This window comes from Qipengyuania sp. SM2507, from assembly GCF_053714505.1.
The window spans coordinates 745,778-764,944 of record NZ_CM132307.1 but is presented as its reverse complement, the minus strand read 5'-3'; the positions used below and the strand labels follow the sequence as shown (position 1 = coordinate 764,944).

The following is a 19,167-nucleotide window of genomic DNA, read 5'->3' as shown; positions in this document are numbered from 1 at the left end:
ATCCGGAGACGCTCCATGGCCAGCGCGCCGCAGCCCAGCCTGCCCCTGTTCTACAACGACCTCATGCCGCTCAACAGCCGTGACCACCAGAAATGGCGCACGCGTTCGCTCGACAGCGCCGACTTCATGAAGAAGGCGCACGCGATCCCGCTGACGGTGGACGAATTCGTCCAGGCGCAGCGCAATTATCCGATCGTCTTTTCCTCAGGCGAGAACCCGCTTCCGCTCGCGCTGATGGGCATGAACGAGGGCGTCAACACCTTCGTCGACGACAAGGGCAAGATCAACGAGCCGGTCTATCTGCCGGCCTATATCCGCCGCTATCCCTTCATGCTGGCCAAGCTGCAGCAGGACAAGGACGAGCTCTCGCTCTGCTTCGACCCGACCAGCGAAGCCATCGGCGAGTTCGAGGAAGGCGAAGCGCTCTTCAACGAGGAAGGTCAGGCCTCGGACAACACCAAGCGCATCCTTGAATTCTGCGAGCAGTTTGAACAGTCGGGCCAGCGCACCAAGGCCTTCATCGACGAGCTCAAGAAGCACGATCTGCTGATGGACGGCGAAATCTCGATCCAGCAGCAGGACAATCCGGACAAGCCCTACATCTATCGCGGCTTCCAGATGGTCAATCAGGAGAAGCTGCTAGAGGTTCGCGGCGACCAGCTGCGCACCTGGAACCAGAACGGCCTGATGCTGCTGATCCACGCGCATATCTTCTCGCTGGACCTGATGCGCACGATCTTCTCGCGCCAAGTCCAGCAGGGCACTGCTCCGGTCGCCGTGGCGACGCCTGCCCCGCAGAGCGTCAACTAGGCAAACCGACCTCGCGCCCATCTGCCGGTGCGGGAGCCAATGCGACAGGATGGGGCGGGCGTGCGCCGATCGGGATCCCCCGCCCTCCTGCCAACCACTTGAAACAGACGGGTGGCACAGCCATCTCGGACAGGCCGGGCGGCGTTCCCCTCATGGCTTGCCCGGCTGGGTGCATTAACATGCACCTCCTCCCTGAACCTTGGCCACCTCGTGCATCTTGCGCGAGGTGGTTTTTTCTTGGACGCGCCCCTACTCGGCCGCCTGACGCATCCTGCCATCCGCTCCGAGCGCGGCGGTCTCGGTCGCCAGCGCGCGCACCAGGCCGGACAGCAGCCGCACCATCCCTGGAAACCGCGGACCGGCGTCGCGCAATTCGACGTCGAGATAGGCGGTGCGGCACACCTCCAGTTGCAACGCATGGATCCCGCGGCGCGGCGAGCCGTGACGTTCAAGGACATAGCCCCCGGCATAGGGCCGGTTGTGGGCGACCCGCCGCTCCGCCGCCGATAGATGCCGCAGCGCGGTGGCGGACAGCAAGTCGTTGCAGGACGAACCGAAGCGATCGCCGATCACGAATTCGGCTGGGCGGTCCTGCCCGCTACGCGGTTTGAGCGGCGGCATGGAATGCAGGTCGAGCAGAAGCACTGCGCCCCATTGATCGCGGACCTGCTCGAGCACGCCGCGCAAGGCCACGTGATAGGGGCGATGGATGCTGTCGATCCGCTCGGTCAGCGCCGCGGGCGTTAGCGCGTCGCGCCAGATCTCGCCCAACCCCGGAAGACGCCGCGGAACCAGCCCCAGCCCGCTGCGCGAGCGGCGATTGGCGGCGCTCGCCGCATGGTTGGCGCGGGAGGCGCCCTGCACCATCGACCAGTCGATATCGTCGGGGGCGCGGTTGAGGTCGAGCAGCGCTCGCGGCGCATGCGCCACCAGCAGCGCCGCCCCGCTGGCCCCGGCCACCTCGCGCGCCAACCGGTCGACCAGCCGGTCTTCCAGCCGCAGCATCGACCACTCCGGTTCGCGCATCGTCACGCCAATCCCCGGCGGATAGTTGCGCCCGCCATGCGGGGCAGCGATCACGATCGGCAGCGTCAGACGCTCGGGAACATGCAGGGTAAAGGCGGGATCCTGCGTACCGGGAGTATATCCGCCTTCGTGCGTGCCGGATAACGGCCAAGCGATGATCCTGGAAGGCGCCATTCCCGATTGCTGGACGGATCGCGCGCGCAAGTCAAAACCATTCACAGCGGCCAACCTGCCCCACCGGTGGACAGGTTCAAATCCTCCAAGGCTTTTTTAAGGAGGATGGCCTATGGCAAGCGACATGACAGATTTTCATCGCGCCCAAATCCTTCTCGCCGAAGACGACGATGCCATGCGGTCCTATCTGGTGCGCGCGCTGGAACAGGCGGGCTTTGCGGTCGATGCGGTCGATCGCGGGACTGCGGCGCTGCCGCTGCTCCAGTCCAAGCATTACGACCTGCTGCTGTCCGACATCGTCATGCCAGAAATGGACGGGATCGAGCTGGCGCAGCGCTGCAACGAGATCAGCCCGGATACCAAGGTGATGTTCATCACCGGCTTCGCCGCGGTGACGCTCAAGGCCAGCCGCGAACAGCCGCTGGCCAAGGTGCTGTCCAAGCCCTTCCACCTCAAGGATCTGGTGCTCGAAGTCGAGCGCGTGCTCGAAGACCGGATCTCGGCGATCCTCTAGCCGGACCTCTGCGGACAAAGCTTCGAATTCACGCGAATGACCTCTTGCGTGTGCAAGGACCTCTCGCTAAACGGCCCGCCTGTCGCAGCACCCTTACAGGGCTGCGATATATTCGATATCGTGGGCGTATAGCTCAGTGGTAGAGCACTGTGTTGACATCGCAGGGGCCGGGAGTTCAACTCTCTCTACGCCCACCATTCGAAAACCCCGCAAATCGCAGGATTTGCGGGGTTTTTCATTGCCTCGATCGGACCAGAGCCAACCAGCGAGCTACAAATGCGGTTGAGCCCGGCTCGGGCCGGGAATCAGTTCCCCAGCCGCTTTCTGATCGCTTTCGAAAGCTTGCGAAGACGCTCAGCGTTGTAGCCGAGATCCGAAAGGCCGACCCGGCTCGCCGAGCGCATGTCGATCCGTCCGTCGCGAATCCGCACGATCACATCGTCGCGAAAGCCGTAGGCGAAGGTTTCGGCGACGCCTTCGACCGTTCCGGCGGCGGGATCGCGGCGGATGTCCTGCAGGCCGATGTCGGCCATCGCGGCCACGACGGCATCGAGCGCCTCGGCCTGGCTCACCTGCCGCGTCGCGATCGGCTGCAGATCGCCATAATTCTCGGCGATGACATCGGCATGCGTCTTGATCGCGAGGTTCGGGTCGACCCGGTCCTGCCACATCTCGAGCTGGCCGAGCGGGGTGGAATAATCGTTGAGCGGATTGGCACCCCATTCCTCACGCATGGCCAGCGTCTGCGCCGAAAATTGCGGCGGGTTATAGACGTCGGTCGCGACATCGTGGATCGGCGGGGCGGCGTCGCCCTGCGCGCGCACCGACATCAACCCCGAGAACAGCACCACCGGTATTGCCAGCGCGAGCGCGGCTTTCCACCACACCCCGCGCGGCGTGCGGAAGAACGCCAGCGCCAGCGCGACGACCGCCACAAATGCGGCGATCGCGATCAGGATCGGCCCCGCCTGCACGGTCATAAAAAGGAACCCGGTCTGCCATCCGATCACGCCGAGCTTGGGCGCGAACACCGCGAACACGAACCAGGCCAGCACCGCCAGCGACAGCCACAGCGCGTATTCGGGCAATCTGTGCAGAAAGTTCTTCATCAACCTCTCCCTCGGTAGGATGCGACGCCCTGGTCGGGCAGCCAGAGTGCTTCGGGCGGAGCGCCGCTCTGCCAGAAGACATCGATCGGTATGCCGCCGCGCGGATACCAGTAGCCGCCGATCCGCAGCCACTTCGGCTTCATCTCGTCGAACAATCGCTTGCCGATCCCCACGGTTACATCCTCGTGAAATCCGCTATGGTTGCGGAAGCTGCCGAGAAAGAGCTTGAGGCTCTTGGATTCGACGATCGTTCCGCCGGGGGCGTAGTCGATCACGATATGGGCGAAATCGGGCTGGCCGGTGACCGGACATAGCGAGGTAAATTCGGGCGCCGCAAAGCGTACGAGATAGAGTTCGCCGCTGCGCGGATTGGGGACATAGTCGAGCTCGGCCGCTTCCGGCGAGACGGGAAGCGCGCTGTCCTGCCCGAGAAATTTGGGATTTGGTGTGGTGCCCATGCCGCGCTCCTGCCGCTTCCGACAGCTATGCGCAAGCGATCGCTTGGAAGGCGAGGCTTCACAGCCTATTCAGCGCGGCTTCCCGACATGCTCGGTTCCTCCCTATGCAAGCTTGGCAATGACCCGCTTCACATCCCAACTTCCGCTGCTCGCCCTGGCCCTCGCTGCCGGGTCCGTGACTGTGCCCATATCCGCAGCGGCACAATCGGTGCAGGATTTCCAGCTCCCGCCCAACCCTTCGCCCACCCCGACCCCGACCGTGCAGGGCCCGGTCGATGTCGAGAGCGGGGTGCCAGTGCGGCCGCGGCCCATACCCACGCCAGCGCCGACTGTGGTTGCAACCCCGACGCCGAGCCCCGCACGCAATCCGGTCGCGGCACCGCCCCCTGCCCCACGCCCACAAGCCACGCCGCCCGTCACGCTTCCAGCCAATCGCGCAGCACCGGCAGCGCCGCCGAGCCTGACAACCCCGGGCCCCACCGCCACGGTTTCGCCCGAGACCGAAGCAACCAGCGCGGAAGCCGGGGCAGTAGTGGAAACCACGCCTTCCTCCCAAACCCAGCCCGCGCCCGTCGTCGCTTCGCCCGAAGCAGCCCCGGAAATTACCACGGTGGAGGGAGAAGGTACGCCCGCATGGTGGTGGCTTGCAGGACTGGCCGCGCTCGCGCTGCTGGCGATTGCCGCAGCCTGGGCGCTGCGCCGGTCGCGCGCCGCGCCGCTGCAGATCGAACCGCCGGTGGTGCGCAAGGATGGCGGACCTGCCGTTGCGCCGCGCGCCGCGCTGACCCTGCGCCCCGAGGCGATCCGCCTCAGCCGCAGCGTGATGGCGGCGACGCTCACCTATCGCCTCACCGTACTCAACCGCGGCACCGAGGCGCTGACCAATGTGGTGATTGAGGCCGATCTCGGATCGGCGAGCGGCGATCGCCCGGTCGAGGAGCAGGTCGCCATGGCCACGACCGCGCTCGAACCGCGGCACACCATGCCCCGGCTCGCCCCCGGCCAGTCGGCGCGTTTCGAAGGGCGCCTGCAACTGCAGCTCAGCCAGGCCGGGATAATTCGTCAGGGCAACACCCCGCTGCTCGTACCGCTGCTGCGGTTGCGCGCCACCGCCGAGGGTATCGAGCCCCGGGCGCAAACGCTGGCGATCGGCCAGCAGGGAACGGGGGGCAGCAGCCGGCTCCAGCCGTTCCGGCTCGACGAGGGCCCGCGCGGATACGAACCGCTGGCGCAAAGGGCGCTCGACTAGCGCGCTCGACTAGCAACACTCGGCCCGCTAGTCGAAGGGCATGGACACACTCGTTTCGACGCAATGGCTGGCCGCGCATCTGGACGAGCCCGATCTCGTCATCCTCGACGCGACCAGGCACCTCCCCGATGTCGAGCGCGATCCACGCGGTGATTTCATTGCCGCGCATATTCCCGGGGGGCGCTTTCTCGACCTGCCGAGCCTGCACGACCCCGAGGCGCCGGTGGCCAACACCTTGCCGACCCGCGCACAATTTTCTTCCCGCGCGTCCGCTCTGGGGATCACCCCGACGAGCCGGATCGTCCTCTACGACGACAGCGCGATCGCCAGCGCAGCGCGCGCCTGGTTCATCTTCCGCCTGTTCGGACTGACCGATGTCGCAGTGCTCGATGGCGGCTGGGCGAAGTGGCAGGCCGAGGGTCGCGCGAGCGAAAGCGGGGCGGTCGAACCATCGCATTCGGATTTCACCGCCTTCCAACCCGCTGCGCGAATTCGCACCAAGTCTGATATGCTCACGAATATCGAGACCCGCGCCGAACAGGTGGTCGACGCGCGCGATGCCGCACGTTTTCTCGGCACCAGCGCCGATACGGTCCACGGCCTCGAGGGCGGCCACATTCCCGGCGCGCGCAACCTGTTCTTCCGCGACCTGTTCGCGCCCGACGGCACCTACAAGTCCCCGGACGAATTGCGCAGCGCTTTCCGCGAGGCGGGAATGGAACTCGACCGCCCGATCACCGCCAGCTGCGGCAGCGGGATGACCGCTTCGGTGCTGCTTTTCGCGCTGCATCTCGCCGGAGTGGAGGATGCCGCGCTCTACGATGGCAGCTGGTCCGAATGGGGCGCCGATCCCGCCACGCCCAAGGAAACCGGAGCGCCGCGCGCAGCATGACCAAGAGCAATTGCAACGAGCTGTCGCCAGCGACCAGGCTGGTCACCGGCGGGCGCAGCCCCGATCCGCATGTCGTCAACCCGCCGGTCTATCGTGCCAGCACGCATCTCTACGGGGATTGCGCCGATCTACGCGCAGGCGTGAAAAGCAATGCCGATGGCAATTTCTTCTACGGTCGCCGCGGCTCGCCGACGCAATGGGCGCTGGCCGAGGCGCTGACGGGACTCGAACCCGGCGCGCATGGCACGGTGCTCTACCCCAGCGGCGTCGCGGCGATCGCCGGTGCGCTGCTGGCGGTGATCAAGCCCGGCGATGTCCTGCTGGTGACCGATAACGCCTATGACCCCAGCCGCTCGATGGCGAAAGGTCTGCTCAAGCGTCTCGGGGTGGAGGCGCGCTTCTTCGATCCGCTCGATCTCGTAGCCTATCGCGAGGCCTTCTGCGACCGGACGCGCGCAGTGTGGCTGGAGAACCCGGGCAGCCTGACCATGGAGGTCTGCGACATCCCCGCGCTCGCCGCCGAAGCGCGCACGCGCGGTGCGGCAAGCCTGATCGACAACACCTGGGCTACCGCGCTGGGCTTCCCAGCGCTGGAGCGCGGCTGCGACATCAGCGTACAGGCGCTGACCAAGCATGTCGGCGGGCATTCGGACCTGATGATGGGTGCCGCGAGCGCGGGCGAGCGCTGGTATCGCGCGCTGCGCCGGACCGCGCAGGATCTCGGCCATGTGGTATCGCCCGACGATGCGGCGCTGGCGCTGCGCGGCCTGCGCACCATGCAGCTGCGGCTGGAGCGCACAACCAGCACCGCGCTGGAGCTGGCGGAGTGGCTGGCGGCGCGGCCCGAGGTCGCGCATGTGCTGTGCCCCATGCTTCCGGGCGATGCCGGGCACGAACTATGGCGCCGCGATTTCACCGGCGGCTGCGGGCTGTTCAGCTTCGTGCTTTCGGACCGCGATGATACCGCGCGTTGCCAGCTGATCGATGCGCTCGAACTGTTCGGCATCGGCTACAGCTGGGGCGGGTTCGAAAGCCTCGCCCTTCCATTCGATGTGGAACCCGTGCGCGCGCGGATGGACTGGCCACGACCTGGCTGGCACGATGCCGACCGATACGCCATCCGCCTGTCGATCGGGCTCGAGGACAGCCAAGACCTCATCGCCGATCTCGACCGTGCCTTTGCCGCCATGGACAGCCAATGACCGTCACGACACCGCCGACGCCTGCCGATACCGCCGAGCCGACCCCGGCGCCCGATCAGGCCCCGGTGGAACAGGCATGGAGTCTCGCCGAGCCGGCGCCGCTCGAAGAGAGCGTCCGCGTTTCCGAGGAATTCAGCCAGGCGGTTTCGGCGCAAAGCGAGGTCGCCGGCAGCTTCGTCGATTCACTGGATGCGCTGGCAATCAGGCTCGGCAATTTCCAGCTGTCCGTGCTGGACGTACTGCTGGTCGTGCTGACGCTGCTCCTGGTCCTCACCCTCGCATGGTTGGCCACCAGAGCGCTGCGTTCGATCCTGCGCCGTTTCACCGGCTTCGACGAAGCGCAGCAGCTGCTCGGGCAGAAAGTCTTCTCGATCGTCATCTGGGGTGCGGCCTTCTTTCTCGCCATCGACCTGCTCGGGATCGACCTCACTGCGCTCGCGGTGTTCTCGGGCGCTTTTGGCCTCGCCATCGGTTTCGGCCTGCAGAAGACCTTCGGCAACCTGATCGCCGGCATCATTCTGCTGATGGACAAGTCGATCAAGCCGGGTGATGTCATCGCCGTGGCCGACACGACGGGTAAGGAGACCTTCGGCCAGATTCGCAAGATCGGCGTCCGCGCGGTCTCGGTCACCACCCGCGACCAGCGCGAATATCTGATTCCCAACGAAAACCTGATGATCAATCAGGTCGAGAACTGGTCCTATTCCTCCAAGAACGTGCGCATGCAGATCCCGGTTGGGGTCAGCTACGGCGCCGACATGAAGCTGGCCGAGGAATTGATGCTTGAAGCGGCCAAGGATTGCGACCGCGTGCTCAAGACCCCGCCACCCACCGTGTGGATGGCCGAATATGGCGACAGCTCGGTCAATTTCCTGATCCACACCTGGATCCAGGATCCCGAGGAGGGCGTCGGCAATGTCCGCTCCGCCGTGCTCAAGCGGCTGTGGTGGCTGTTCAAGGAACACGGCATCGAGATCCCCTTCCCGCAGCGCGACATCAATCTGCGCGACAGCGCGCAGGTAGAGCGCCTGATCCAGGCGCTGGCGCACCACCAGGCGACGGACAACGGAGATGGCGAGAGCAGCAAAGGCTAGCTTCGCGGGCAGCTAGCCCACATTTCAAAAGCAGAACTGTGCAGCGGCACATGCATTCTGATTGGCGCCGACGCCAACCCGAAGGCATTTTCCATGCATGCGAGGAACAGGCATCATCCATCTCGTGGGCGCCGGGCCCGGCGATCCCGACCTGCTGACGCTGCGCGCCGCGCGGCTGATCGCGTGCGCCGATGTGATCGTCCACGATGGTCTGGTCTCCCGCGACATTCTCGATTTCGCCCGCCGCGATGCGACACTTATCTCGGTCGCCAAGCGCCGCTCCCACCACAGCATGGCGCAGGATGACATTAACGCGCTGCTGGTGCGCGAAGCGCGTGCCGGCCGAATGGTCGTACGCCTCAAGGGCGGCGATCCGCTGGTGTTCGGGCGTGGCGGCGAGGAAGCCGAAGCCGCGCGCGCTGCCGGTGTCGCGGTCGAGATTGTCCCCGGGATCAGCGCCGCCAATGGCGCAGCTGCGGCCGCGCAGATCGCGCTCACCCATCGCGACGCCTCGAGCGCGGTCAGCTTCGTCGCCGGCCAGTGCAAAGGGCTCGCCGAACAGGATTGGGTCGGGCTCGCTGGCAAGGGCCGGACGCTGGTGATCTATATGGGCGTCAAGACAGCGCCGCAGATCGCCGAGAAGCTGATGGCCGACGGCCTCGCGCCCGACATGCCGATCGCCGTGATCGAAAACGCCACCCGCTCCGCCATGCGCGTGCTGCGCGGCCCGCTCGCTGCGCTGCCCGATCTGGTCGAGCGCGAGCACGTCGTCAGCCCGGCGCTGATCGTCATCGGCGAAGTGACCGCGCGCGAGGATGCGACACTGGCCATGCTTGCACAGGAAACCGCGCAATGAGAATTATGACCGGCAACGATCTCAAAACCGGAGCGGTCACCTGGTGGACCGGCAGCGACTGGTCGCTCCATGTCGAGGATGCCGTCGACGTCACCGGCAAAGAAGACGAGATCGCCCGCCGCGAAGAAGCTGCCCGCCGGGTCAATGTGCCTTACGTTATCGATGCCGAACTCGAGGATGGCAGCCCCCGCCCCGCGCATATCAAGGACCGGGTGCGCGCGCTCGGCCCGACCGTGCGGCTCGACCTCTCTCTCAAACCCGCCGATCCCGATATCGGCAATTGGGTGATCTGATGTACCGCTACGACACATACGACCAGGCGATGGTCGACGCCCGGGTCGAGGAATTCCGCGACCAGTGCCGCCGCCGCCTCGAAGGCAAGCTGACCGAAGACCAGTTCAAGCCGCTGCGGCTGATGAACGGGCTCTATCTCCAGCTCCACGCCTATATGCTGCGCGTCGCGGTGCCCTATGGCACGCTCAGCGGCGACCAGATGCGCGCGCTCGCCGATATCGCGGAGAAATACGACCGCGGTTACGGCCATTTCACCACCAGGCAGAACATCCAGTACAATTGGATCAAGCTGGAGGATGCGGGCGATATCCTCGCCGATCTCGCCAGCGTCGAGATGCACGCCATCCAGACCAGCGGCAATTGCATCCGCAACATCAGCTCGGACCATTTCGCTGGCGCTGCGGCGGACGAACTGGTCGACCCGCGCCCCTATGCCGAACTGTTGCGGCAATGGTCGAGCTTCCACCCGGAATTCGCCTATCTTCCGCGCAAGTTCAAGATCGCGGTGATCGCGTCCAAGACCGATCGCGCGGCGATGAAATTGCACGATATCGGCATCCGCATCGTCGAGCGGGACGGCGAACTGGGCGCGTCCTTCTACGTGGGCGGCGGCATGGGCCGTACCCCGATGATCGCGCCATGCATCAACGAATTCGTGCCGCTCGACCGGTTGATCACCTATGCCGAGGCCTGCCTCAGGGTCTACAACCGCCACGGCCGCCGCGACAACAAGTACAAGGCGCGGATCAAGATCCTCGTCCACGAACTGGGCGCGGAGGAATACACCCGCCAGGTCGAGGCGGAATACGCGCATATGCTCGACCAGGGCGTGGAACCGCCTTTCGCCGAACTGGAGCGGATCCGCACATTCTTCGCCGATCCCGAATTCCGCGCAGCCGACGAGGCTTCGGCTTCCAATGAGCCGGACGAGACCTCGTCAGAACCCGCCTTCCAGCGCTGGGTGCAGCGCAACACCAATCCGCACAAGGCACCAGGCTACGTCTCTGCGGTGATCAGTCTCAAGCCGGTCGGCGGCATTCCTGGCGACGCCACCGCCGAGCAGATGCGGCTGATGGCCGATCTCGCCGAACGCTACGGCTTCGACGAACTGCGGGTGATGCACACGCAGAACATCGTCCTGCCGCATGTCCACCAGTCCGATTTGCCCGCGGTCTGGCGGGCGCTCGACGGAGCGGGGCTCTCGACCCCCAATCTCGACCAGATCGGCGACATCATCGCCTGCCCTGGGCTCGACTATTGCAGCCTCGCCAACGCGCGCTCGATCCCGGTGGCGCAGAAGATTTCCGAACGCTTCGAGGCCAGCGGCAAGGGCGAGGCACTTGGCGAACTGAAGCTCAAAATCTCGGGTTGCATCAACGCCTGCGGCCATCACCACGCGGGCCATATCGGCATCCTCGGGGTCGATCGCAAAGGCGTCGAGAACTACCAGCTCTCGCTCGGCGGGAGCGAGGCGGAAGACACCGCGCTCGCCAAGATCACCGGCCCCGGTTTCGACGAGGACGGCATCGTCGATGCGGTCGAGACGGCCGCTGATGTCTATCTGCGCGAACGCACCGAGGGCGAGCGCTTCCTCGACACCTATCGCCGCATCGGCATGACCCCGTTCAAGGAGGCGCTCTATGGCTGATCCGGCAACCCCTAACGACGGTCAGGGCCACAACAGCGGCCTGCTCCGCTACCGCAGCGACGAGATCGCCGACCACGCGGCGGTGACCGTCGATGCCTTCGTCGAACAGGCCGATGCGCTTGCGGTGCGGATCGAACCCGGCGACGAGGCCCGCGAGCTGATCCCGCATCTGAACCGCGTAAAGCTGGTCGAGGTCAACTTCCCCGCCTTTGGCGACGGGCGCGGCTATTCCTCGGCCCGGATCCTGCGCGAGGCAGGCTACGAGGGCGAATTGCGCGCCGTGGGCGACGTACTGGTGGACCAGCTCGCCTATATGCGCCGCTGCGGTTTCGATTCCTTCGATCCCGACGCTCCGCTCGATGCGGGCGATGTCGAGGCGGCGCTGGCGCGCTGGCCCGATGTCTACCAATCCGCTGCCGACGATCGCACCCCGATCTGGACCAAGCGCCACGCATGAACGAGCTGCGTTCCATCGACCGGCTCGACACGCGGCCGCGCTTCTCGGAGCACGACGCGATCCGCCTCAACCGCATGTTCCGCGGCAGCGACACGCAGGAGATGCTGCGCGCGGTGATTGAGGACGGGCTGGTCGGCGATCTGGCGACGGTCTCCAGCTTCGGCGCCGAAAGCGCGGTGCTGCTGCATCTGCTCTCGCAGATCGACCCGGGGATCCCCGTGCTGTTCCTCGAAACCGGCAAGCATTTCCCCGAAACGCTCGCCTATCGCGATGCGCTGGTCGAGCGGCTGGGGCTGACCAATCTGGTCAATCTCTATCCCGAACTGAGCGAGCTCGAGACCAAGGACGAAAACGGCCTGCGCTGGTCGTTCGATCCCGATGGCTGCTGCGAAATTCGCAAGGTCCGGCCGCTGGCCAAGGCGCTCGCGGGCTACGATGCCACCTTCACCGGGCGCAAGGCGTTCCAGTCCTCGACCCGCGCCCAATTGCCGCGGTTCGAGATCGACACTTCCGACGCCCAGGGGCGGCTCAAGATCAATCCGCTGATCGACTGGGATGCCGAGCGGATCGCCGACTGGTTCGCTGAGCACGAGCTGCCGCGCCACCCACTGGTCGAGCGCGGCTATCCCTCGATCGGCTGCTCGCCCTGCACCCGCCCGGTCGCCGAAGGAGACGATCCGCGTGCGGGACGCTGGGCCGGCTGGGACAAGACCGAATGCGGCATCCACAAGCCGGGCGAAGAACCCTTCCTCTGATCGGTTTCGCTTGAGTTAGCGCGGTGCGACACTAGCCTGGCGCAATGTTCATTTCCCTTTTGCTGGCGGCTGCACAGCCTGCCGAACCCGCTCCGCCTGCGTCGGAATGTTCCTACGATCTGGAAGCAATGCTAGCCCTCGATCGAAACGCCTTCGATCAGGACCTTGATGGCGGATGGCGGGTGCTCGCGAAAGAAGTCGGTTGCGAGCTGGCTACGGCCGAGCTGATCCGCGAATGGCGACACCAAAAGCGCGATCACAACTCGATCCTCTATTGGCACGAAGGTCAGATGCGCGCGGTTGCCGGGCAAACCGAAGCCGCCATCGCACTGTTCAAACTGACCTATAAGCCGCCAGAAGCCGACACGGATTTCGGATGGAACCACTATGTCTCGGGCACGATCGCGTTTCTGACGCGTGATCGCGACCAATTGCAGCGTTCCATAGAACAGCTGCAAACCGTCCCCGAGCCGGAAGACAACAGTTTCATGCGGCCGGACGGGACCCTCGTCAGGATGAATTGGCCGCCCAATCTCAATGTCCTGGTGGGGTTCGAGCGCTGCTGGGACCGGCCTTACCGCGAGGCCTACGGGTCGCCATGCAGCGCCCAGCTGACGCAATAGCAGCTAAAGCCAACCCGCAGCGCGATACCACTTCGCCGTCGCCGCCAGGCCCTCCTCGCCGCCGATCCGCGGCTGCCAAATAGCACTCGGTACGGCGCAATCGGAACGCGCGATCCAGTCGGGATGGCACATATAACCGACGCGGTCGGGCGTCAGCCTGGCCTTGTCACCGCGCAGCAAACGGTCTGCGCGGGCGGCCAATCCCAGCGCCCCGGCGGGCAAATGCGGTGCGAACACGCGGCGCCGCCCGACCGCGCGACCAATCGCCTGCGCCAGCTCGCCATGCTCATAGCCGCCATCGCGCCCGTCATCGGGCTCGAGGCAGGCGCCAGTGACACCTGCGCCCCCCGGAACCAAAGCCAACAGGCATTCGGCCAAATCATCGACATGAATCAACGAGGTACGACCCCGCGGCGGCATCGGCACCACACCGAACTTCGCGGCGCGGAACAGCTCGAACATGTCGCTGTCACGGGGGCCATAAACCGCGGGCGGGCGGACGATCGTCCAGTCGAACCCGCTGGCTTGGACGTACTCCTCGGCTCGCGCCTTGGAGGCGCCATAGGTCGACAGCGCGGGTTCGCGCGCCGAGAGCGAGGAAACGAAGACGAACCGCCCTGTCCCGGCCTCACGCGCGGCCTCAAGCAGCGCAACCGTGCCCGCGACATTGGCCTTCTCGAACTCTCGCGGGTCGGGGGTGTTGGTAAGGCCCGCGACATGGATCACCGCCGCCGCGCCCTTGACCAGTTCGGCGAGCGCAGCCCGGTCCGACAGCCCGCCTGCGACCCATTCGACGCCTTCGCGCGGTTCCTGCGGCCGCCGGGTCAGCGCGCGAACCGGCGTACCCGCCCGCGCCGCCGCATCGAGCAGCGCCTGCCCTACGAAACCTGTCGCTCCGGTAATCGCGAGAGTCATGTCCGCACCATGTGGTCGCGGTGAACCACTGCGGCGCGCGGCGCATAGCCGAGCCGTTCCGCCTGCTCGGCCTCGCGCAGGCCCATAATCGCGCGGCATTCGTGGCTGGCGTACTCGACCAGCCCCTGGCCGAGCCTTTCGCCCTTGGGCCCATGGATCGCGACCAGATCGCCGCGCGCAAACTCGCCCTCGACATCCGCCAATCCCGCCGCCAGCAGGCTCGCGCCCTCGCCCAATGCCGCAACGCAGCCTTGGTCGACGCTGAGCACCCCCGCGATCGCCAACCGCCCGCCTAGCCAGGCCTTGCGCGCACCTTCGTCGCGCTGGGGGAGGAACAGCGTGCCGCGCCCCGCCTCAAACGCCTTCTCCAGCGGTGCATCAAGGGTGCCGTTGACGATGGCCAGCGCGATCCCGGCGCGCTCCGCGATCCGCGCCGCCTCGATCTTGGCCACCATCCCGCCGCGCCCAAGACCGGAGCCCGAAACCTCCGAAGCCATCGCCACGATCTCGGGCGTTACCCCATCGACCCGCTCGATCAGCACCGCGCCCACCTCGCGCGGATGACGGTCGTAAAGCCCGTCGACATCGGAAAGCAGCACCACCGCATCCGCGCGCGCGGCCTGCGCCACCCGCGCTGCCAGCCGGTCGTTGTCGCCGAAGCGGATTTCCTCGGTCGCGACGCTGTCGTTCTCGTTGATGACCGGGACCGCGCCTTCCTCGATCAGCCGGGCGAGCGTGGCCGAAGCATTCAGATAGCGGCGACGATCTTCCAGATCGCCCAAAGTCACCAGCAATTGCGCGGCGATGATGCCGTGGCGGTCGAGCGCCTCGGACCACAGCCGCGCCAGTTCGACCTGTCCGACCGAAGCGGCGGCCTGCGCATCGGCAAGGCTCCCGCGCCCGCCCTTCGCCAGTCCGAGCCGCGCCGCCCCCAGCGCGATCGCGCCCGAGCTGACGACGATGATTTCGGTGTGCTCTCGCAACGCCGCCAGTTCGCAGACCAGCGATCCCAGCCATTCGGCGCGGGGTTGGCCGTCCTCGATCAGCAATGCAGAGCCGATCTTGACGACCAGCCGCCGCGCGCGGCGCAAGTCCGATAGGGCGGTGATCTCCATCGGCGGCGAACTTATCGCAAAGCCGTCAGATCGGCGACCAGATGATATGGTCGGCAGCCTCGGTATCCTCGACCTCTGCGGCCTTGGTCTCGGTCGAGGTGCGATCGGGCAGATAGGTCAACACTTCATCGAGCAGCGCTTCGATCCCCGCTCCGGTCGCGCCGGAAATGCTGAACACCCGTTCTGCGCCCGCTTCGCGCAATTCGGCGGCGAAGCCCTCGGCCAGCTCGTCATCGGCGAGATCGACCTTGTTGAGCGCGATCAGCTGCGGCTTGTCGGCAAGCCCGGCACCATAGGCCTCGAGCTCGGCCTGCACCGTCCGCATCGCCTCGGCCGGATCGTCGCCCGAGATGTCGACCAGATGGATCAGCACCCGGCAGCGTTCGATATGGCCGAGGAAGCGATCGCCGATGCCCGCGCCCTCGGCCGCACCCTCGATCAGCCCCGGAATATCGGCAACCACGAATTCGCGCGCGCGGTGGCGCACGACGCCCAGCTTGGGCACCAGCGTGGTGAAGGCGTAATGGCCGACCTTGGCCTTGGCGTTGGACACCTGGTTGATGAAGGTGGATTTACCCGCATTGGGCAGACCCAGCATGCCGACATCGGCAAGCAGTTTGAGCCGCAGCCAGACCCACATTTCCTGCCCGGGGATGCCCGGCTGGTGCTGGCGCGGGGCGCGGTTGGTCGAGGTCTTGTAGCTGGCGTTGCCGCGACCGCCGATCCCGCCTTCGAGGAAGACGATCCGCTGGCCCACTTCGGTGAAGTCGGCGAGGACCTCTTCCTTGTCCTCGGACAGGATCTGCGTGCCCACCGGGACCGGGATCACCAGGTCGTCGGCGCCCGCGCCGGTGCGATCTTTGCCCATGCCATGGGTGCCGCGCGCGGCTTTGAAGTGCTGCGAATAGCGAAAGTCGATCAGCGTGTTGAGGCCCTGGACCGCCTCGAAGATGATATCGCCGCCCTTGCCGCCATTGCCGCCGTCGGGTCCGCCGTATTCGACGTATTTTTCACGGCGAAAGCTGACCCCGCCGGGGCCGCCGCCGCCCGATTTGAGATAGATCTTGGCCTGGTCGAGAAAATGCATCGTCGTTTTGCCTCTGTGGCAGCGCTAGAACGGACCCCGAAGGTCCGCAAGGGCGAGCGAACGCCGGCAAACCGAAGACAATGCGGGCGCCGCAGCTTGTGCGGGACGAAAACGACTGTGTTTCCGGATGAAATCAAGGACCTGGTGGAGCCGAGCGGAATCGAACCGCTGACCTCGTCATTGCGAACGACGCGCTCTCCCAACTGAGCTACGGCCCCGTTCCAGGTCGATCGCTCCAACGTCTGGACGGGGGGCGTCTGGACGAGAGCGAGCGCGCGCCTTAGCGAATGCGCGCGCCGCTGCAAAGCCTTAAACGCGGGAGAACTACTCGCTGGCCGCGGTTGCGCCGTCCTGCTGCGGACCGTAATCCGATCCTGGCGACTGCAGGGTTTCCTCGGGGAGGATGATCGGCCCCTGCGTCGGCAGCGGTGCGGGCGGCGGCACGGCATCGGATGCGGGAACCGCGGTGGTCTCGATCGCGGTCGGCTGCTGGACGGCGGCGCCGGGCACGAAGATCACGCCCTGCCCCTGCCCCTGCTCCGGGGTGCTCCCGCCCGGCGACTGGCTCGCCGGCATCGAGCTTACCGATGTCGCGCCGTTCGTGGTGATAGCGGGATTGCCGTAGAAGGTCGTCCGCACCTCGGGCGCGGGCGGGCCATAGCGCGCGTCCCATGCAGCGAGATCGGTGCGATATTGCTCATAGGCGCGGAAGAAGGTCTCGAACTCGCGTTCGATCCGCGGCAGCGCTTGCGCGGCGAAGAGATCGAGATCGGTTATCTCTGGCGCCAGCGCCTCGGCACTGACCACCAGCGCGGTGTCGCAGAAGCGGTCCTGCGCCGGCGGCAGCGCGAAGTAATTGTAGACCCGCGTCATGTAGGAATCCTGCACATCGCGATAGCCGGGTCCATACTCGGCCCGGAATTCGCTGGTGAGTGCCCGGTTGGTGGCCGACAGCTTGCTGGCGTAGCGATCCAGGAAAGTAGAGTAATTCGCGAGCAGACCGCCGTGCTCGCTGGTCATGCAATTGAGCGCCGCGACGTTGAGCGCCGAACGCAGGTTCCAGACGATCTGCGCCGTCGACAGGCCGGTGTTGACCGTCTGGCGGACGCCATCGACGCCGACCATCGGGATTGTCATCACCGAAGTGGCGCTGCCCGGCGGCAGTGGCCGCGGCGGGATCACTTCGACCGGCGGCGGAGGCGGCGGGGGCGGAGGGGGCGGCGGAGGGGGCGGCGTGGCGCAGGCAGCGAGAGTGGCCAGCGCGGCGGCAACGGCGGCCAGTCGGATGTGAACTATTCGTGCGCGGCGCATGAGCTGCGACCCTCCCTGATGCATTTCTGGCATGCTTGATCTCTCGGTGGCTACATTCGCTCGGATTGATGCAGGCTTAAGCGACGGGTCTTAACCGCCCCGGCCAGATATGAAAATGCCCGGGACGCAAATTGCATCCCGGGCACGATAGGCTGAGTCCGTCCTGCGACGGAGCGAGTACGTTTACTCGCGGTTGACGCCCATGAAGCGCAGCAGGAACAGGAACATATTGATGAAGTCGAGATACAGGCTCAGCGCACCCAGGATGATGGCCTTGCCGGCAAACTCGGTCCCGCGCAGATGCTCGTACTCGCGCTTGAGGCGCTGCGTATCATAGGCGGTCAGACCGGCGAAGATCAGAACGCCGAGGAAGCTGACGGCCAGCTCGAGCATGCTCGACTGCAGAAAGATGTTGATCACCGACGCGATGATCAGACCGACCACACCCATAATCAGGAAGGTGCCGAAGCCCGACAAATCCTTCTTGGTGGTGTAGCCGAACAGGCTGAGACCCGCGAAGGCGCCCGCAGTGGCGAAGAAGGTCGCCGCGATGCTCTCGCCGGTATAGACCAGCAGGAGCGAGCTAAGCGAGAGACCCATCGTGATCGCGAAACCCCAGAACATCGCCTGGAGCGTGCCACGCGAGAACTTGTTCGCACCGAAGCTCATCGCGAAGACGAAGCCGAGCGGTGCCAGAGCGACCACCCAGAACAGCAGTCCGCCCTGCGCCAGGGTATAGGCAAAGCCCGAACGTGCGGTCAGCATCGCGACAATGCCGGTCAGCAGCACGCCCGATGCCATATAATTGTAGATCGACAGCATATGCGAGCGCAGACCCGCGTCGAAGGTTTCGCGCCGGGCAACGGCGTCGCCAGCGCGCGGGACCGAGCTGAAGCCCGTCCGTCGCTGTTCAGTGTCGTTCCAATCGGCCATCCAAATCAACTCCTCTGTGCGGACATTTGCGCACGATGCGCCCCGCTCCATGTCGACAATATCGGCGTTGTGGCGGGGTTTTTCAAGGAAAACCGAAAGGGTTCGAGCCGAAGCGCATTAACCCTTTTTCGTCGACCACCCCGGCGCAGTCAGGCTTCGCCCGCGGCATCCACCATGGCCGCCTCCAGCGCGTCGCGCGGGCTCTTGCCGCCCCACAGCACGAACTGGAACGCAGGGTAAAAGCGATCGCATTCGTCCACCGCGATCTCGATCAACGCCTGCGCCTGCGCGAGGCTGAGCATGCCGTTGTCGGCCAGCAGCGTCCCGTTGCGATAGAGCAGCACGCCGCCATTGGACCAGATGTCGAAATGGCCCAGCCAGAGCTGTTCGTTGACCAGCGTGGCAAGTTCGTTCGCCGCCGTGCGATGTTCCTTCGCGACGCGGACATCGGGCAGGCACAGCACTTGCAGCACATTGTCTTCCGCGCGCCAGATTCCCTTGACCTGATACGTCGCCCAACTGCCCTGAATCTCGCCGCTCAACTCGTCGGGAGTCGATTCGCAGGGCCAGCCGCGTGCCTCGAACAGTGCGGTAAGCATCTCGATCGGTGCGCAATCCTCGTCACCATCGTAGGTTTCCACCGCT

21 protein-coding genes and 2 tRNA genes are annotated in these 19,167 nt (G+C 65.7%); 13 read left to right on the top strand and 10 right to left on the bottom strand.

What is annotated here, in order from left to right:
- Positions 1-15: 15 nt before the first annotated feature.
- The gene (locus tag ACWIKC_RS03630) at positions 16-810 is read left to right on the top strand and encodes a SapC family protein (RefSeq protein ID WP_454598766.1); all 795 of its coding nucleotides are present in this window, start codon (positions 16-18) and stop codon (positions 808-810) included.
- Positions 811-1,059: 249 nt separating this feature from the next.
- Here the strand turns inward: ACWIKC_RS03630 and ACWIKC_RS03625 are convergent, their stop codons facing one another.
- Positions 1,060-2,010 (bottom strand): N-formylglutamate amidohydrolase, encoded by a 951-nt coding sequence (locus ACWIKC_RS03625; protein WP_454598765.1) that lies wholly within the window; start codon positions 2,008-2,010, stop codon positions 1,060-1,062.
- Positions 2,011-2,134: 124 nt separating this feature from the next.
- On the opposite strand from ACWIKC_RS03625, the gene cpdR reads away from it, so the two are divergent.
- Together cpdR and ACWIKC_RS03615 are read left to right on the top strand one after the other, a co-directional pair.
- A complete protein-coding gene (cpdR, locus tag ACWIKC_RS03620) occupies positions 2,135-2,524 on the top strand; it encodes a cell cycle two-component system response regulator CpdR (protein ID WP_454598764.1) in 390 nt (129 codons plus the stop codon).
- A gap of 122 nt (positions 2,525-2,646) precedes the next feature.
- Positions 2,647-2,721, top strand: a tRNA-Val gene (locus tag ACWIKC_RS03615).
- Positions 2,722-2,829: 108 nt separating this feature from the next.
- On the opposite strand, the gene ACWIKC_RS03610 is transcribed toward ACWIKC_RS03615, so the two are convergent.
- Complete coding sequence (locus tag ACWIKC_RS03610; protein ID WP_454598763.1) at positions 2,830-3,633, bottom strand: DUF1499 domain-containing protein; 804 nt, start codon at positions 3,631-3,633, stop codon at positions 2,830-2,832.
- Positions 3,633-4,091, bottom strand: a complete 459-nt coding sequence (gene queF / locus ACWIKC_RS03605) for a preQ(1) synthase (RefSeq protein WP_454598762.1) — start codon at positions 4,089-4,091, stop codon at positions 3,633-3,635. The genes ACWIKC_RS03610 and queF overlap by 1 nt, the downstream gene beginning before the upstream one ends.
- A gap of 175 nt (positions 4,092-4,266) precedes the next feature.
- Between queF and ACWIKC_RS03600 the strand changes: the two genes are divergently transcribed.
- The 10 genes from ACWIKC_RS03600 (at position 4,267) to ACWIKC_RS03555 (ending at position 13,161) form a co-directional block, all read left to right on the top strand.
- Complete coding sequence (locus ACWIKC_RS03600; RefSeq protein WP_454598761.1) at positions 4,267-5,340, top strand: hypothetical protein; 1,074 nt, start codon at positions 4,267-4,269, stop codon at positions 5,338-5,340.
- A 40-nt stretch (positions 5,341-5,380) separates the two neighbouring features.
- Positions 5,381-6,232, top strand: coding sequence for a sulfurtransferase (locus ACWIKC_RS03595; protein ID WP_454598760.1), 852 nt, complete (start codon positions 5,381-5,383; stop codon positions 6,230-6,232).
- Positions 6,229-7,434, top strand: a complete 1,206-nt coding sequence (metC, locus tag ACWIKC_RS03590; protein WP_454598759.1) for a cystathionine beta-lyase — start codon at positions 6,229-6,231, stop codon at positions 7,432-7,434. Before ACWIKC_RS03595 ends, metC begins: the two co-directional genes overlap by 4 nt.
- A complete protein-coding gene (locus ACWIKC_RS03585; protein ID WP_454598758.1) occupies positions 7,431-8,528 on the top strand; it encodes a mechanosensitive ion channel family protein in 1,098 nt (365 codons plus the stop codon). Before metC ends, ACWIKC_RS03585 begins: the two co-directional genes overlap by 4 nt.
- 97 nt (positions 8,529-8,625) lie before the next feature.
- Positions 8,626-9,384 (top strand): uroporphyrinogen-III C-methyltransferase, encoded by a 759-nt coding sequence (cobA, locus tag ACWIKC_RS03580; protein WP_454598757.1) that lies wholly within the window; start codon positions 8,626-8,628, stop codon positions 9,382-9,384.
- On the top strand, positions 9,381-9,677 hold the full coding sequence (locus ACWIKC_RS03575; protein ID WP_454598756.1) for a DUF2849 domain-containing protein: 297 nt from the start codon (positions 9,381-9,383) through the stop codon (positions 9,675-9,677). The genes cobA and ACWIKC_RS03575 overlap by 4 nt, the downstream gene beginning before the upstream one ends.
- Positions 9,677-11,326 carry a nitrite/sulfite reductase gene (locus ACWIKC_RS03570; RefSeq protein ID WP_454598755.1) on the top strand — a complete coding sequence of 550 codons (1,650 nt, stop codon included), beginning with the start codon at positions 9,677-9,679 and terminating at the stop codon, positions 11,324-11,326. The genes ACWIKC_RS03575 and ACWIKC_RS03570 overlap by 1 nt, the downstream gene beginning before the upstream one ends.
- Positions 11,319-11,783 (top strand): DUF934 domain-containing protein, encoded by a 465-nt coding sequence (locus tag ACWIKC_RS03565; protein ID WP_454598754.1) that lies wholly within the window; start codon positions 11,319-11,321, stop codon positions 11,781-11,783. The genes ACWIKC_RS03570 and ACWIKC_RS03565 overlap by 8 nt, the downstream gene beginning before the upstream one ends.
- Positions 11,780-12,538: a phosphoadenylyl-sulfate reductase gene (locus ACWIKC_RS03560; RefSeq protein ID WP_454598753.1), complete on the top strand. Its 759-nt coding sequence runs from the start codon at positions 11,780-11,782 to the stop codon at positions 12,536-12,538. Before ACWIKC_RS03565 ends, ACWIKC_RS03560 begins: the two co-directional genes overlap by 4 nt.
- 44 nt (positions 12,539-12,582) lie before the next feature.
- Positions 12,583-13,161 (top strand): hypothetical protein, encoded by a 579-nt coding sequence (locus ACWIKC_RS03555; RefSeq protein ID WP_454598752.1) that lies wholly within the window; start codon positions 12,583-12,585, stop codon positions 13,159-13,161.
- Between the two features lie 3 nt (positions 13,162-13,164).
- Here the strand turns inward: ACWIKC_RS03555 and ACWIKC_RS03550 are convergent, their stop codons facing one another.
- The 7 genes from ACWIKC_RS03550 to ACWIKC_RS03520 all read right to left on the bottom strand — a co-directional run bounded on the left by ACWIKC_RS03550 (position 13,165) and on the right by ACWIKC_RS03520 (position 19,121).
- Complete coding sequence (locus tag ACWIKC_RS03550; protein WP_454598751.1) at positions 13,165-14,076, bottom strand: NAD-dependent epimerase/dehydratase family protein; 912 nt, start codon at positions 14,074-14,076, stop codon at positions 13,165-13,167.
- Complete coding sequence (gene proB, locus ACWIKC_RS03545) at positions 14,073-15,191, bottom strand: glutamate 5-kinase (protein ID WP_454598750.1); 1,119 nt, start codon at positions 15,189-15,191, stop codon at positions 14,073-14,075. The genes ACWIKC_RS03550 and proB overlap by 4 nt, the downstream gene beginning before the upstream one ends.
- A 25-nt stretch (positions 15,192-15,216) precedes the next feature.
- Complete coding sequence (gene obgE, locus ACWIKC_RS03540; protein WP_454598749.1) at positions 15,217-16,278, bottom strand: GTPase ObgE; 1,062 nt, start codon at positions 16,276-16,278, stop codon at positions 15,217-15,219.
- 142 nt (positions 16,279-16,420) lie between these two features.
- Positions 16,421-16,496, bottom strand: a tRNA-Ala gene (locus tag ACWIKC_RS03535).
- A gap of 106 nt (positions 16,497-16,602) precedes the next feature.
- Positions 16,603-17,589, bottom strand: coding sequence for a hypothetical protein (locus ACWIKC_RS03530; RefSeq protein ID WP_454598748.1), 987 nt, complete (start codon positions 17,587-17,589; stop codon positions 16,603-16,605).
- 183 nt (positions 17,590-17,772) lie between these two features.
- On the bottom strand, positions 17,773-18,522 hold the full coding sequence (locus tag ACWIKC_RS03525) for a Bax inhibitor-1/YccA family protein (RefSeq protein WP_454598747.1): 750 nt from the start codon (positions 18,520-18,522) through the stop codon (positions 17,773-17,775).
- A 149-nt stretch (positions 18,523-18,671) separates the two neighbouring features.
- Positions 18,672-19,121, bottom strand: coding sequence for a YbjN domain-containing protein (locus tag ACWIKC_RS03520; protein WP_454599433.1), 450 nt, complete (start codon positions 19,119-19,121; stop codon positions 18,672-18,674).
- Positions 19,122-19,167 lie beyond the last annotated feature (46 nt).

Excerpts from the sequence above, each read along its gene's own strand:
- ACWIKC_RS03630 (WP_454598766.1), top strand. The coding sequence starts at position 16 with ATGGCCAGCGCGCCGCAGCCCAGCCTGCCCCTGTTCTACAACGACCTC.
- ACWIKC_RS03625 (WP_454598765.1), bottom strand. The coding sequence starts at position 2,010 with ATGGCGCCTTCCAGGATCATCGCTTGGCCGTTATCCGGCACGCACGAA.
- cpdR (WP_454598764.1), top strand. The coding sequence starts at position 2,135 with ATGACAGATTTTCATCGCGCCCAAATCCTTCTCGCCGAAGACGACGAT.
- ACWIKC_RS03610 (WP_454598763.1), bottom strand. The coding sequence starts at position 3,633 with ATGAAGAACTTTCTGCACAGATTGCCCGAATACGCGCTGTGGCTGTCG.
- queF (WP_454598762.1), bottom strand. The coding sequence starts at position 4,091 with ATGGGCACCACACCAAATCCCAAATTTCTCGGGCAGGACAGCGCGCTT.
- ACWIKC_RS03595 (WP_454598760.1), top strand. The coding sequence starts at position 5,381 with ATGGACACACTCGTTTCGACGCAATGGCTGGCCGCGCATCTGGACGAG.
- metC (WP_454598759.1), top strand. The coding sequence starts at position 6,229 with ATGACCAAGAGCAATTGCAACGAGCTGTCGCCAGCGACCAGGCTGGTC.
- ACWIKC_RS03585 (WP_454598758.1), top strand. The coding sequence starts at position 7,431 with ATGACCGTCACGACACCGCCGACGCCTGCCGATACCGCCGAGCCGACC.
- cobA (WP_454598757.1), top strand. The coding sequence starts at position 8,626 with ATGCGAGGAACAGGCATCATCCATCTCGTGGGCGCCGGGCCCGGCGAT.
- ACWIKC_RS03575 (WP_454598756.1), top strand. The coding sequence starts at position 9,381 with ATGAGAATTATGACCGGCAACGATCTCAAAACCGGAGCGGTCACCTGG.
- ACWIKC_RS03570 (WP_454598755.1), top strand. The coding sequence starts at position 9,677 with ATGTACCGCTACGACACATACGACCAGGCGATGGTCGACGCCCGGGTC.
- ACWIKC_RS03565 (WP_454598754.1), top strand. The coding sequence starts at position 11,319 with ATGGCTGATCCGGCAACCCCTAACGACGGTCAGGGCCACAACAGCGGC.
- ACWIKC_RS03560 (WP_454598753.1), top strand. The coding sequence starts at position 11,780 with ATGAACGAGCTGCGTTCCATCGACCGGCTCGACACGCGGCCGCGCTTC.
- ACWIKC_RS03555 (WP_454598752.1), top strand. The coding sequence starts at position 12,583 with ATGTTCATTTCCCTTTTGCTGGCGGCTGCACAGCCTGCCGAACCCGCT.
- ACWIKC_RS03550 (WP_454598751.1), bottom strand. The coding sequence starts at position 14,076 with ATGACTCTCGCGATTACCGGAGCGACAGGTTTCGTAGGGCAGGCGCTG.
- proB (WP_454598750.1), bottom strand. The coding sequence starts at position 15,191 with ATGGAGATCACCGCCCTATCGGACTTGCGCCGCGCGCGGCGGCTGGTC.
- obgE (WP_454598749.1), bottom strand. The coding sequence starts at position 16,278 with ATGCATTTTCTCGACCAGGCCAAGATCTATCTCAAATCGGGCGGCGGC.
- ACWIKC_RS03530 (WP_454598748.1), bottom strand. The coding sequence starts at position 17,589 with ATGCGCCGCGCACGAATAGTTCACATCCGACTGGCCGCCGTTGCCGCC.
- ACWIKC_RS03525 (WP_454598747.1), bottom strand. The coding sequence starts at position 18,522 with ATGGCCGATTGGAACGACACTGAACAGCGACGGACGGGCTTCAGCTCG.
- ACWIKC_RS03520 (WP_454599433.1), bottom strand. The coding sequence starts at position 19,121 with ATGCTTACCGCACTGTTCGAGGCACGCGGCTGGCCCTGCGAATCGACT.